Here is a 12,449-nt window from a genome sequence, read left to right as displayed (position 1 = left end):
TACACCAGGAATTCCAGTCTCCCCTGCAGTACTCTAGTCTGCCCGTATCGCCCGCACGCCCACAGTTAAGCTGTGAGTTTTCACGAACAACGCGACAAACCACCTACGAGCTCTTTACGCCCAGTAATTCCGGACAACGCTCGCACCCTACGTATTACCGCGGCTGCTGGCACGTAGTTGGCCGGTGCTTCTTCTCCAGGTACCGTCACTTGCGCTTCGTCCCTGGTGAAAGAGGTTTACAACCCGAAGGCCGTCATCCCTCACGCGGCGTCGCTGCATCAGGCTTGCGCCCATTGTGCAATATTCCCCACTGCTGCCTCCCGTAGGAGTCTGGGCCGTATCTCAGTCCCAGTGTGGCCGGTCACCCTCTCAGGCCGGCTACCCGTCGTCGCCTTGGTAGGCCATTACCCCACCAACAAGCTGATAGGCCGCGGGCCCATCCCACACCGCAAAAGCTTTCCACCACACACCATGAAGCGCGTGGTCCTATTCGGTATTAGACCCAGTTTCCCAGGCTTATCCCAAAGTGCAGGGCAGATCACCCACGTGTTACTCACCCGTTCGCCACTCGAGTACCCCGAAGGGCCTTTCCGTTCGACTTGCATGTGTTAAGCACGCCGCCAGCGTTCGTCCTGAGCCAGGATCAAACTCTCCAAACAAAAACTCCCCATCCAAAGACAGGGCAGAATCCAGTTCAGAACAATCTGACCTAAACAAAAGACACCAAAAACTGGCATCAAAAAAACAACCACACCCCACAAACGGGAAAACACGAGGTGCAGTCAAAAAACAACAAACAAAAACCACCAAACACACTATTGAGTTCTCAAACAACACGCCCGGCCTGACCGCGCAACAAACCCGCGGCTAAAAGCCGCGGTCCGTACTGCGGGCAGTGAGAAACTCCCAACTTAATGGGTGTTACTCTCGGATTTGGTCTTCGCTCTCCGGCGCTTGTCCGTGTCGCTCTGACCTGGAATAAGTTACGGCAGGGCTAACGGGGAGTCAAATCGCCAGGTCAGCGGATCGTTTCCCCAGGTCAGAGGGGTCGTCATCCTTGACCGGACCCGCCAACCCGCCGCACCCCGGCGATGTGGCGCTTGCCACGCCGCAACACCAGCCAGCGCTCACCGAGAAAGTCCGACGGCTGTGGTACCCACTCGTCACTTTCCACACGCGCGTTGTTCACGTAGACGCCGCCTTCGGCGACCGTTCGGCGCGCTTCCCCACGACTCTTGGACAGCCCCGTCGCAACCAACAGGTCGGTGATCCCATCCGGACCACCTGGTGTCAGCTCGGCGACCTGGCCATTACTGGCCTCTGTCAGCGCAGCCGAAAGCGTCGACTGGTCGAGATCGGCGAGCTCGGCACGGCCGAAGAGCGCCTGACTGGCCAGTTCGACAGCGTCGGTCGCCGCCTGGCCGTGCACCAACGTGGTCAATTCCCGAGCCAGCCGGCGTTGCGCCGCGCGCTCGTGGGGACGCTCCGCAGTTGCGGTCGCGAGTTCACCGAGCTCATCGGCAGACAGGAAGGTGAACCAGCGCAGGTAGCCGACGACATCGGCGTCGGCCGCGTTCACGAAGTACTGGTACCAGGCATATGGGCTGGTCAGCTCGGGGTCGAGCCACAGATTGCCGCCGCCGGTCGACTTGCCGAACTTCTTGCCGTCGGCCGAGGTGACCAGCGGAACCGTCAGCGCATGCGCGGTCGCGCCCAGCTTCTGGCGCACCAAACGGACGCCCGCGATGATGTTCCCCCACTGGTCGGAGCCACCGACCTGCAGGCTGCAGCCGTGCTTCTTGTACAGCTCGACGAAGTCGTTGGCCTGAAGAATCATGTAGCTGAACTCGGTGTACGAGATCCCGTCGCCTTCGAGGCGCCGCTTGATGGTATCGCGATCGAGCATGACGTTGACCGAGAAGTGTTTGCCCAGGTCACGCAGGAATTCGATGGCCGACATCGGCCCGGTCCAGGACAGGTTGTTCTCGACGATCGCACCGTTGCCCGAGTCGTTGAACTCGACGAACCGCTCGAGCTGGCCGCGGATGCGTTCGGCCCAGTCCGCGACGGTGTCGGCGGTGTTCATCGTTCGCTCGCCGTTGTCACGGGGATCGCCGATCATGCCGGTCGCACCACCGGCCAGCACGATGGGACGGTGTCCGGCCTGCTGAAATCGCCGCAGCGTGAGCAGGGGAACCAGGTGTCCGGCGTGCAGGCTGGGTGCGGTCGGATCGAAGCCGGCATAGAGCGTGAGCGGCCCATCCGTCGTCGTCGCGGCAGCGAGCGCTTCGCGGTCGGTCGATTGCGCGATCAGGCCGCGCCAGTCCAGTTCATCGAGGATGCCAGTACTCACGACGTCGATCTTTCCCTATCGAATACCAGGATCGCCCGGGTGTAGAGCAGCTGGAACCCGAAGCGCTGCACATTCTGTTGCGATTTGGTCCCCGCGCCGGTCGTGACGACGGCGATGTCGCAGCCCGCGGCGGCGGCGTCGGCCAATCGTTTCGCGAGCAATGCGCTCTGCACCCCGCGCCTGCGGTAGTCCGGCCTCGTTGCGGCACCGGCGAGTTGCGCGATTCCGTCGGCAAAGCGCGCTGCGGCGCCTCCCGCAACGACGCCATCAACCGATGCGAGATACGCTGCGGCACCGGCCTTTTCGATATCGCGCTCAGCCCGTTCGACGATGCCGCGGGGAAACTCCTCATGGCTGGCCACGCCCTGGTCGTCCGGGTGGGCGAAACCGTCGACCACCGCCTCGACCCAGGCGTTGATGTCGTCGCTGCGCCGAACCTCGACTCCAGTCACCACTGGCTCGGTGCCGACGGCCACCGCGCGGCCCAGCACATTCTCGAATCCCACGAGTCGGTAGCCACGTCCGGTCAGCGTCCGGCCGATGCCGGGGTCGGCCAGGTTGGCGAGCTCGACCTGGACCGGCGCACCGTTGGCGCCACAACCTGCTTCGATCTCCGTCCACTCGGCGGCCTCAGGTATCGCGCCAAAACCCACGCCCACCACCTTGTTCATCGGCGACCCGGGCTCGGCGAAGCACGCGAAGCCGCCGCCCACGGGCCGCACCGACGCGGGCGCACCGCGCGCTCGCGCGGCATTGGTGGCGGCCGCCATGAACTGCGCCTCAGCGCCCTCGATGCGGCGAGCCAGATCGATGCCGCAGAACAGGGCGTCGGTAGTCATCCCGCCATTGTGCGGGTGCGACAGCTAGTCGCTCTCCCCCGGTGCCGGCGCCCGGGGACTGCGCCGGTAGTTCGACACCTCGGGCGTGCCCGGCAACCAGAACCGCCAGGCCCGGTCGGCGGCCTGACTGACGCCGACGCGCGGCCCGGCGCTGCCCTCCTGCGTCGGGTTCAGCTCCAGCCGGATCGGCGATCGCCGATCCATCAGGTCAATACCGTTGTCCGCCAAGGCGATTCCGAGCGCCTCACACAGATTGCCCGGGCCCCGGGCGTACGCGACGGGCGTGATGCCGGGCCGCCGACGGCCCGCGGCGACACCACATCCGTCAACTACGCGGGCCGCGCGGAGCAACACGGCACCCGCCACGCCATCGGTGCAACACACAACGTTGGCGCACACATGAATCCCGTGACTGCGATACGTGTACAGACGCCCGGCCGGTCCGAACATCACCAAGCTCCGAGGCGTCGGCCCGCGGAACGAGTGCGCAGCCGCATCCGGCCAGGGTCCCGATGGCGGTCCACCGTAGGCCTCCACCTCCACCACGGTGGCGACCACGTCCCGGCCGTACAACGTGGCACCGAGCAGACGTCGAGCCGCGGTGACCGGGTCGACGGCGAGTGGCTCGGCGCTCATGGCCCGTCATTCTGCCCGGTCCGGCGCCGACCGTTGACATGCCCACGCCACGAGCGGATTATTCATCACATGATGAGTTCATCTCGTGGTGAATTACTGAATCATGCCTCTGACGTCGCGATTCGGATCGACAATCTGACCGTCGTCCGCGGTAATCGGCGCGCGATCGACGACGTATCCTTGCAGGTCCGGCGGGGCAGCATCACCGGACTGCTCGGTCCGTCCGGGTGCGGCAAGACCACCCTGATGCGCGCCATCGTCGGTACCCAGATCATCACTAACGGCACGGTGACCGTGCTCGGGAAGCACGGCGGGTCGGCCGATCTACGTCGCCGCGTGGGGTACGTGACCCAGGCGCCGACGGTGTACAACGATCTGCGCGTCATCGACAACGTGCGCTATTTCGCCGCGTTGACGGGCTCCAGCAAGACCGCGGCCGACGAGGCGATAACGGCCGTCGGCCTGCAGGATCACCGAACAGCGTTGTGCGGCAACATGTCCGGCGGCCAGCGGACGCGCGCCTCGCTGGCCTGTGCGCTGGTGTCCAAACCTGACCTGCTGGTGCTCGACGAACCGACGGTCGGATTAGACCCGGTGCTGCGCGTCGACCTCTGGGAACAGTTCGACCGGCTGGCCCGCGGCGGCACCACCCTGCTGGTCTCCAGCCATGTGATGGACGAGGCCGACCACTGCGGCGAACTGCTGTTGATGCGCGAAGGCCGCCTGCTCGAGCACACCACGCCCACCCAACTACGAGAGGACACCGGATGTTCATCGCTGGAGGAAGCGTTTCTGACCGTCATCCGGCGCAGCACCGCGGCCAGAGCCGGTTGACGTTGCGGCCGTACCTGGCCACCACCGCCCGCATCCTGCGTCAGCTCGCCGCAGATCACCGCAGCATGGCGATGATCCTGGTGGTGCCGAGCGCCGTCATCACCTTGATGTACTTCATGTTCGACGATCTGCCGCACCGCCCCGGCACACTGTCGCCGTTCAACAACGCCTGCCTGATCCTGCTGGGTGTCTTCCCGCTGATCGTGATGTTCCTGATCACCTCGATAACCATGCAGCGCGAACGGGTTTCGGGCACTTTGGAACGGATCCTGACCACTCCCCTGCGCCGGCTGGACCTGCTGGCCGCCTACGGATCGGCGTTCTCGGTGGCCGCTGCGGCCCAGGCCACGCTGGCCTGCCTGGTGTCGTTCTGGTTCCTCGGGTTCGACACCGCGGGCAGCCCCGCACTGGTCTTCCTGATCGCGATCATCAACGCGGTACTCGGCGTCGGACTGGGCCTGTTGTGCAGCGCCTTCGCGCGCACCGAGTTCCAGGCCGTGCAGTTCATGCCGGTGGTGATCGTGCCGCAGTTGCTGTTGTGCGGCATCATCGTTCCCCGCGAAATGCTGCCCGACTGGTTACGGTGGATCAGTGACGCACTACCCGCGACCTACGCGCTCGAGGCTCTCCAACAGGTGGCCGACCACGCCGACATCACCAGCACCACGATGCGCGACATCGTCATCGTGATCGCGTTCGCGGTCGTCACCATGTGCCTGGCCGCCGCGACCCTGCGCCGTCGGACGCCATGACGACGACACAGCCGCGGCCCCGCCGCAAGCCGCCCGGTCGTCCCACCGGAACCTCGGACACCAAGGAGACGATCCTGTCGTGCGCGCGGGACCTGTTCGCGCGCAACGGTTTCAACAACACGTCGGTGCGGGCGATCGCGTCCGCCGCCGGTGTCGACGCGGCGCTCGTGCACCACTATTTCGGGACGAAGCAGCAGCTCTTCGCGGCCGCAGTGCACATTCCCATCGACCCGCAGATGGTGCTGGGCCCCTTGCGGAACACCCCCGTCGACGAACTCGGCCATACGCTGCCGTCGCTGCTGTTCCCGATCTGGGACTCCGAGCTGGGCGCCGGTTTCATCGCGGCACTGCGCTCGATGCTCGCGGGCGATGACGTCAACCTGATCCGGATCTTCCTGGAAGACGTCATCACCGCCGAAGTCGGTGCGCGCGTTGACAATCCACCCGGCACGGGACGAATCCGTGTGCAGTTCGTCGCTTCCCAGCTGATCGGTGTCGTGATGGCCCGCTACATCCTGCAGCTGGAGCCGTTCAGATCGCTTCCGGTGCAACAGATCGCGGACACGATCAGCCCGAACCTGCAGCGCTACCTCACCGGCGACCTGCCGGCGCTGGACTAACGCCGGCCGGCGGCAAGCAGTCGCTCATGCTCGGCGTCGTCGGTGATGTCGACCGCCTCGTCGATGAGCAGCACCGGTACCCCGCCGTCGATCCGGTAGGCCCGACGCAACCGCGGGTTGTACAGGTACTCGTCCCCGACCAGCAGCAGCTCACCGCGGTCCTGCGGGCACACCAAAATCGCGCGCAGTGCTTCGTCGATCACCGTGCGTCAGCCACCCAACGGAATCTGTGAGCCACCGGTACCCGGCACCAGACCGGGCGGCAGGCCACCCGGGCCACCGATGACGATGGGGCTCTGCGGTCGCGCGCCGGCGGCACGGGCCTGATTGCGCTTCTGGAACTTCACCGTGTCCTGCAGCGCGTGGATCAGCGGTACCTGGTTGGGACGCTGGTCGAGGGCGGCCTGGATGTCGTCCAGGTTGCCCTTCGAGGGGCCGAAGCCCTGGGCGCGCAGCTTCAGCGCCGTACGAAGCAGGTTCGAGAGGTCGCCGCCGCTGGAGCCGATGTCGTACTGCGCGTCGAGGTCGTCGAGGATGTCGGCGTGCGCAGCAGCGGGGGTGATCAGCATCCCGACGGTCACAGCTCCCGCCAGAATCGCGCCGGCAACACCACGCCGCCCGCGGCTGGTGTGTGACGTCATGCGTTCTCCATTCGATATCTGCGCCCGACGGCGTGAACCCCGACTGACAAACCGCAGCCTAACAGCGCCACCCGGGACCGGCAGGCTGTCACGACAGACTGCCCGTCGCGGTCAACTCGGCATGGGCGGCCGCGGTGAAGGGCACGAACGCGTCGCTGTCGACGTCGAACTGCCACGAGTTGTCCGTCGATTCGGGTACCCCGGCGGCGCGCAACTCGGCGAGCACGGGCCGGTAGGACGCATTCAGCTTCAGCTCCGGCACCACGTGGATGAGGTCCGGCTCCACCCCCACCGGCAGATCGGCCAGCGCCTCACGGAGCTCGGCCGGCAGCACGCTGCCACCCGGACGCAGGCTCAACGCCGTGACCGCGAGTTCCCGATCGCCGACCGGCACGCGGTAGGTGACGACGATGTCGACGGCGTCGAGGCGGCCCAGCGCGTTGCCGACCTCCTTGCCGAACACGGCGCCGCGGGGGGTGCGGATGACCGAACGGCGGTTGTCGACCATCCAGTAGTCGCCGTCGTCGTCGCGCCGGAACAGGAACTCGGTGGACACCCAGGTGTCCCCCGGCGCGAAGACGCCGCGCTTGACCGAGGCCGTCGGGTCGACGGGTCCACGTGGCTTGGCCAGCAGCACGCCCACTTCGTTGGGCTCGGCACGCACCACGAAGCCGTCGTCGCCCTCGAGGATCAGGTCGTCGTCGACGTCGTAGGCAGCCAGTGCGATCTGGCCGCCGCCCGGCAGCGGCCGGCCCTCGCTGCCGATCTTGGCGCCCGACACGTTGGCCAGCACGGCCTGACCGTCGGTGGTGGTGAAGAACTCAAGGACATGCGCGGGCTGGAACGCCTCTTCGACGCGGCGCCACAACCCGGCCGGCATGCCTGAGCCGATGAACAGGCGCACCGGGTGGGTTCCGTTGATCACGAACGACGGGTCGTCGATGACGTCGCGCAGCATCGCCCAGGTGTAGGACACCACGGTGACGCCGTACTGCCGCAGTTCGTGCACGAAGCGGTCGGGCCGCAGCCCACGGGACAGCGCGATGCGGGCGCCGCCGACGACCGCGCCGCCGAGCGACACGAGCAGGCCGGACTGGTGGTGCAGCGGCGTCAGGCAGTAGACGGTGTCGCCGCGGCCCAGGTTGGCCGCCGATGCGGTGCCGAATGCCGAGAGCGCCCACCGGAAGTTGGTGATCTGCCGGGCCACCAGCTCGCCGCCGACGTTGGCGAACGCGACGTAGGCGAGGTCCTGCGCATAGCCCGGGTTGGGCCGGTACCAGCCGGGCAGCTCGACGACGTCGGGGTCGATCTGCTCCATGTCCACGACGTCGGCGTCGTCGGACACGTGCAGGTCGCGGTTCTCGCCGCCGCCGAGCACCAGCACGCGGGTCCGAAGCTGCCGTGCGGCATCCAGATTGGCCGGGTCGGAGATGATGTCGGTGACGCCACCGAGTCGGGCCGCGACGGCCAGGTCGGCGTCGGGCGGCATCAGCACGGCCACCGCGCCGAGGCGTGACAGCGCCGCGATGGCGACGAGCGCGCTGGGGCGGGTCTCCATCAGCACGCCGACCCGAACGCCTTGTCGGACACCGACTTCGATCAGACCACGCACGACGTTGTTGATGCGGCGGTCCACTGCCTCGTAGGTGTGCACGCGGCCGTCGAACAGCAGGAACTCACCGTCCGGCGCGCCCTGGGCCTGCTCACAGATGATGCGGCCCAACGAGATTCGCGTGTGGTCGTTGATCTGGCCGAGGCGGGCCAGCCGCGGCAGGGTCCGGACGGTCTCAATGGCCAGCGCCCGCGTCGACTTGCCGGCCGTCACCACGGCGTCGGCCGCGGTGTTGGCGAGACTGAACGCCATCTCCGTCGCGGCTGCGGCGCCGTGGGCCACGCGGATCGCCAGCGGCACCGACTCGCGCGGCAGTTCGGACTGCAACGGCATCGGCACCACGTCGGCAGGCATCGGTCCGCCGGCGTCGAGCCACTTGACCCACGACGCCACCGTCGGCCAGCTCTGGCTGGCAGCCTTGGAACCCACGACGAGACCGAAATGCCCGACGCGAATGAGGTATTCGTAGACGTCGGCCTCCGGGGCGGCGCGCTTGATACCGCGCACCGCGGCGGGCTGACCGATGTCGTCGACCTCGCCGACCACGGCGAGGACCGGGCAGGTGATGTCGGACAGCGTCACCAGATTGCCGTGGATGGCGAAGCCGCCGGTCATCATGCGGTTGTGCGCGATGAACTGCTTGAGCAGCTCCGCGATGGCCGGGCCGGACCAGGCGATCCAGCCCTCGCTGGCCAGGAACCGGCGCTGCTGCTCGCGCGGCAACAGCGCTTCACGATCATGCAGCTGACGCAGGAAGTCGAGGCGCGACTGCGCGGTCTTGATCGGGTCAAGCATCTGGAAACCGTTGCGCGCCAACCAACCCGGGATGTTGAGGCGGCTGAAGACATGGTCGGCCATGAAGTCGGCGACGCCCGATGCCAGGTTCGCCGGCATGTTCATCGGCAGTGCGGCCAGCGTGTCCACCGGGGACCCGAAGGCGATGATGCTGGCCAGATCGCGGGACTGCCGGTACGCGGCGGTCTGGTAGGCGAACATGCCACCCTGCGAATAGCCGGCCAGATGGACGTCTTTGCCGGTGGTCGCCTTGACGGTGTCGATGGCCGCGCTGAGCCCCACCACATGGTCGGCCAGGTTGCGGTCCATGCCGCCCTCGACCTGATCCGGCGAGCCGAAGTCGATGACCCAAGGGTCCAGGCCCGCGGCGTGCAGGATGCCCACGGCGCCGTCGTCGCGCGTCACGTCCCACATGTCCGCGGACATCATCATCGGATGCACCATCAGCACCGGCGAACCGGCCGGGGCTGCGCCCGGACGGGCGTCCGGCGGGAAGTAGCGCCGCAGGCGGTACATCGGCACACTCTCGACGATCTGGAACGGCGATGGCACGGCGCCCGTCTCCAACCCGCCGTAGCGAAGCACTTCCAGGCCGTTTTGAGCGGTAGCTACCAACCGCTCCACCGGCCCGGTGATCACCGAAAAGTCCACCACCGGGTACTCCCTTTTGGTCAAATAAGTACAAATCCCCCGATTACGACGCCATCATGGCACAACGCGCTGGTTACCTCGTGGTTACGGCGTGGCAGAGGCACATGCGGCCGACGCCTAGAATCTGCGCCTGATGGCGCATCTACTCGGGGCCGAAGCCCTGCATCTGGAATTTCCGACCCGTGTGGTTTTCGATTCGCTGACGGTCGGGATCGAGGAGGGCGACCGAATCGGCATCGTCGGCCGTAACGGCGACGGCAAATCCAGTTTGCTGGCAATGCTGGGCGGCCGACTCAAGCCCGACTCCGGGCGGGTGACGGTGCGCGGTGGCGTCCGCATCGGCATGCTCGACCAGGCCGACACTCTCGATCACACCGACACCGTCGGGCACGCCGTCGTCGGCGACGTCCCCGAGCACGAATGGGCCGGCGATCCGCGCGGCCGCGACGTCATCGCCGGGCTGCTCGGCGACCTTGACTGGAATGCAGTGATCGGCACGCTGTCGGGCGGACAGCGCCGCCGCGTGGCCCTGGCCCGTCTGCTCGCCGGCGACCACGACGTCCTGATCCTCGACGAGCCGACCAACCACCTCGACGTCGAGGCGATCACCTGGCTGGCCGCGCATCTGAAGAAGCGCTGGGCCGCCAATGCCGGTGGCTTACTCGTCGTCACCCACGACCGGTGGTTCCTCGACGAGGTCTGCACCGCCACATGGGAGGTGCACGACCGCATCGTCGAGCCCTTCGAGGGCGGCTACGCGGCGTACATCCTGCAGCGCGTGGAGCGCGACCGGCAGGCGGCCGCCTCTGAGGCCCGTCGGCAGAACCTGGCCCGCAAAGAACTCGCATGGCTGCGCCGCGGCGCACCGGCGCGGACGTCGAAACCGAAGTTCCGCATCGACGCCGCCAACGCGCTGATCGCCGATGTGCCCGAGATCCGCGACAAAGTGGCGCTGCAGTCGCTGGCGGTGACCCGGCTGGGCAAGCAGGTCGTCGACATTCTGGACGCGTCGGTGACCTACGGCGACCGGCAGGTGCTGCAGGACGTCGAGTGGCGGATCGCCCCCGGCGAGCGCACGGGCATCCTCGGCGTCAACGGCGCCGGCAAGTCGACGCTGCTCGGATTGATCGACGGCTCGGTCGAGCCGACCGAGGGCCGGGTCAAGCACGGCAAGACGGTGCAGATCGCCACGCTGACCCAGGGCGTGGAGAAGTTGGCCGAGCATCTCGACGAACCCGTACGTGTGGTGCTCAGTCGGCTGGCCACGACGTACACCTTCGGATCCGGTTCCAAGGCACAGGAACTCAGCCCGAGTCAGCTGCTGGAGCGCCTCGGCTTCGCCAGCGCGCAGCTGTCCACGCCGGTGCAGGATCTGTCCGGCGGGCAGCAGCGCCGGCTGCAGCTGCTCCTGATCCTGCTCGAACAGCCCAACGTGCTGATCCTCGACGAGCCGACCAACGACCTGGACACCGACATGCTGGCGGCCATGGAGGACCTGCTGGACTCCTGGCCGGGAACGCTGATCGTGGTCAGCCACGACCGGTACTTCCTGGAGCGCGTCACCGATCAGCAGTTCGGCATCCTCGGTGGCCGGTTGCGGCACCTGCCCGGCGGTGTCGACGAGTACCTGCGCCTGCGGGCGACGCACGCGGCCCAAACCGGTACCGCCGCAGCCAAACCCGCCGCGGCGGCGCCTGAGGGGTTGTCTGGTGCCGAGCTGCGCGCGGCGCAGAAGGAACTCACCGCCATCGAACGCCGGCTGGAAAAGCTCGCCGGCCAGATCGACACCGCACACCAGCGTCTCGCCGAGCACGACCAGGGCGACTACGAAGCTCTGCAACGTCTTACCGGCTCGCTGCGCGAGCTCGAAAGCGAAGTCACCGAGCTGGAGGAACGCTGGATGGAACTGTCCGAAGAAGTTCAGTAGCTGAACGTGGTGGCCGGCTCGTCGCCGATCCACTGCCACAGCGGGATGGTGCCGCCCAGCTCGGCATTGGCGAGGATTTGTTCTGCGTCAAGGGCTTTGGCGTTGAAGCAGATCGGGCAGATAAGGAACCTGCCGCCGGCGGCTTCGTAGCGGGCCATGAGGTCCGGCAGCGGCGGGCAGCCGTCGCAGGCGACGCCGAGCGCGAATCCGGGCTGGCCCAGCCGCACGGCTTCTTTGGCCAGGAACATCATCGTCGGATGTCCCTGTTCGGCTGCGCCGACCGCCATCAGCAGGGCGATGGTGACCTTCTCGGCGTCCTCCAGACCGGTAGTGAGGCTGATCGCCACTTTCGAGCTCATGAGCGGTTCTCCTTCGGTTCGGACTGAAATCCTGAGCACAGCAAGTCGATTGAATGGATGCGGTCATCGGCGGCGGCGAACATGCGTTGCTCGACGATCTTGACGGCGGTCGGGTCACCGGGCGGCGAGGTGCGGACCCGCCAACTCAACGCGACGCGGTCTCCCACGCGGCCGACGGAGGCGTCGACCAGTTCGAAGTTGTCGGCACCGAACCAGTGCCGGAAGCGGCCGACGGTGTCGTCGGCCCCGGTCACGTCGACGAGGCCGGGCGGAATCAGGGCGCGGAAATGTACGTCGGGATCAAGGCATTCGGCCAGCGAGGCGAAATCCTGGCCGGCGAAGGCCTCCAGGAATGCGCCCGCCACTGCCCATCCTGTGCCGGTGTCGTTGTTCATGTATCGGTTCTACGGCCCGCCGACACCGGGGCGCA

The 12,449-nt window shown here is 66.9% G+C and carries 12 protein-coding genes and 1 rRNA gene; 4 read left to right on the top strand and 9 right to left on the bottom strand.

The genetic code is table 11. The features are described from left to right. The 4 genes from BR47_RS0126645 to BR47_RS0126630 form a co-directional block, all read right to left on the bottom strand. Window positions 1–659, bottom strand: a 16S ribosomal RNA gene (locus tag BR47_RS0126645); the annotation flags it as partial. 392 nt (window positions 660–1,051) lie between these two features. Next, on the bottom strand, window positions 1,052–2,353 hold the full coding sequence (gene tyrS / locus BR47_RS0126640) for a tyrosine--tRNA ligase (RefSeq protein ID WP_029121357.1): 1,302 nt from the start codon (window positions 2,351–2,353) through the stop codon (window positions 1,052–1,054). Next, entirely contained in the window at window positions 2,350–3,192 is an 843-nt protein-coding gene (locus BR47_RS0126635; RefSeq protein ID WP_029121356.1) for a GNAT family N-acetyltransferase, read from the bottom strand. The genes tyrS and BR47_RS0126635 overlap by 4 nt, the downstream gene beginning before the upstream one ends. 24 nt (window positions 3,193–3,216) lie before the next feature. Further along, on the bottom strand, window positions 3,217–3,828 hold the full coding sequence (locus BR47_RS0126630; protein WP_020103351.1) for a DNA-3-methyladenine glycosylase: 612 nt from the start codon (window positions 3,826–3,828) through the stop codon (window positions 3,217–3,219). A gap of 69 nt (window positions 3,829–3,897) precedes the next feature. Here BR47_RS0126630 and BR47_RS0126625 point away from each other — a divergent pair, with 69 nt between their 5' ends. Genes BR47_RS0126625 through BR47_RS0126615 form a run of 3 tightly spaced genes read left to right on the top strand, consistent with a single transcriptional unit; the run spans window position 3,898 to window position 6,034 of the window. Then, window positions 3,898–4,662: an ABC transporter ATP-binding protein gene (locus BR47_RS0126625; protein WP_029121355.1), complete on the top strand. Its 765-nt coding sequence runs from the start codon at window positions 3,898–3,900 to the stop codon at window positions 4,660–4,662. Next, window positions 4,596–5,414: an ABC transporter permease gene (locus BR47_RS0126620; protein WP_036427840.1), complete on the top strand. Its 819-nt coding sequence runs from the start codon at window positions 4,596–4,598 to the stop codon at window positions 5,412–5,414. Before BR47_RS0126625 ends, BR47_RS0126620 begins: the two co-directional genes overlap by 67 nt. Next, window positions 5,411–6,034 carry a TetR/AcrR family transcriptional regulator gene (locus BR47_RS0126615; protein WP_029105657.1) on the top strand — a complete coding sequence of 208 codons (624 nt, stop codon included), beginning with the start codon at window positions 5,411–5,413 and terminating at the stop codon, window positions 6,032–6,034. The genes BR47_RS0126620 and BR47_RS0126615 overlap by 4 nt, the downstream gene beginning before the upstream one ends. Here BR47_RS0126615 and BR47_RS0126610 read toward each other — a convergent pair. The 3 genes from BR47_RS0126610 to BR47_RS0126600 form a co-directional block, all read right to left on the bottom strand. Further along, the gene (locus BR47_RS0126610; protein ID WP_020103347.1) at window positions 6,031–6,237 is read right to left on the bottom strand and encodes a Trm112 family protein; all 207 of its coding nucleotides are present in this window, start codon (window positions 6,235–6,237) and stop codon (window positions 6,031–6,033) included. The genes BR47_RS0126615 and BR47_RS0126610 overlap by 4 nt on opposite strands. 6 nt (window positions 6,238–6,243) lie before the next feature. Further along, the gene (locus BR47_RS0126605) at window positions 6,244–6,675 is read right to left on the bottom strand and encodes a hypothetical protein (RefSeq protein WP_020103346.1); all 432 of its coding nucleotides are present in this window, start codon (window positions 6,673–6,675) and stop codon (window positions 6,244–6,246) included. A gap of 88 nt (window positions 6,676–6,763) precedes the next feature. Continuing rightward, window positions 6,764–9,736 carry an acyl-CoA synthetase gene (locus BR47_RS0126600; protein WP_020103345.1) on the bottom strand — a complete coding sequence of 991 codons (2,973 nt, stop codon included), beginning with the start codon at window positions 9,734–9,736 and terminating at the stop codon, window positions 6,764–6,766. Window positions 9,737–9,866: 130 nt separating this feature from the next. Between BR47_RS0126600 and BR47_RS0126595 the strand changes: the two genes are divergently transcribed. Continuing rightward, window positions 9,867–11,660: an ABC-F family ATP-binding cassette domain-containing protein gene (locus BR47_RS0126595; protein WP_029121353.1), complete on the top strand. Its 1,794-nt coding sequence runs from the start codon at window positions 9,867–9,869 to the stop codon at window positions 11,658–11,660. On the opposite strand, the gene BR47_RS0126590 is transcribed toward BR47_RS0126595, so the two are convergent. Together BR47_RS0126590 and BR47_RS0126585 are read right to left on the bottom strand one after the other, a co-directional pair. Further along, on the bottom strand, window positions 11,654–12,019 hold the full coding sequence (locus tag BR47_RS0126590; RefSeq protein ID WP_020103343.1) for a DsrE family protein: 366 nt from the start codon (window positions 12,017–12,019) through the stop codon (window positions 11,654–11,656). The genes BR47_RS0126595 and BR47_RS0126590 overlap by 7 nt on opposite strands. Continuing rightward, window positions 12,016–12,414 (bottom strand): nuclear transport factor 2 family protein, encoded by a 399-nt coding sequence (locus BR47_RS0126585; protein ID WP_020103342.1) that lies wholly within the window; start codon window positions 12,412–12,414, stop codon window positions 12,016–12,018. The genes BR47_RS0126590 and BR47_RS0126585 overlap by 4 nt, the downstream gene beginning before the upstream one ends. Window positions 12,415–12,449 lie beyond the last annotated feature (35 nt).

The organism is Mycobacterium sp. UNC410CL29Cvi84, from assembly GCF_000686745.1.
Taxonomy (GTDB): Bacteria; Actinomycetota; Actinomycetes; order Mycobacteriales; family Mycobacteriaceae; genus Mycobacterium; species Mycobacterium mucogenicum_B.
This window is presented reverse-complemented; position numbering and strand designations above follow the sequence as displayed.

What these genes read in the sequence shown, in the direction of transcription:
- BR47_RS0126625 (WP_029121355.1), top strand. Translation starts at nt 3,898, where the DNA reads ATGATGAGTTCATCTCGTGGTGAATTACTGAATCATGCCTCTGACGTC.
- BR47_RS0126615 (WP_029105657.1), top strand. Translation starts at nt 5,411, where the DNA reads ATGACGACGACACAGCCGCGGCCCCGCCGCAAGCCGCCCGGTCGTCCC.
- BR47_RS0126635 (WP_029121356.1), bottom strand. Translation starts at nt 3,192, where the DNA reads ATGACTACCGACGCCCTGTTCTGCGGCATCGATCTGGCTCGCCGCATC.
- BR47_RS0126605 (WP_020103346.1), bottom strand. Translation starts at nt 6,675, where the DNA reads ATGACGTCACACACCAGCCGCGGGCGGCGTGGTGTTGCCGGCGCGATT.
- BR47_RS0126585 (WP_020103342.1), bottom strand. Translation starts at nt 12,414, where the DNA reads ATGAACAACGACACCGGCACAGGATGGGCAGTGGCGGGCGCATTCCTG.
- BR47_RS0126595 (WP_029121353.1), top strand. Translation starts at nt 9,867, where the DNA reads ATGGCGCATCTACTCGGGGCCGAAGCCCTGCATCTGGAATTTCCGACC.
- BR47_RS0126630 (WP_020103351.1), bottom strand. Translation starts at nt 3,828, where the DNA reads ATGAGCGCCGAGCCACTCGCCGTCGACCCGGTCACCGCGGCTCGACGT.
- BR47_RS0126620 (WP_036427840.1), top strand. Translation starts at nt 4,596, where the DNA reads ATGTTCATCGCTGGAGGAAGCGTTTCTGACCGTCATCCGGCGCAGCAC.
- BR47_RS0126590 (WP_020103343.1), bottom strand. Translation starts at nt 12,019, where the DNA reads ATGAGCTCGAAAGTGGCGATCAGCCTCACTACCGGTCTGGAGGACGCC.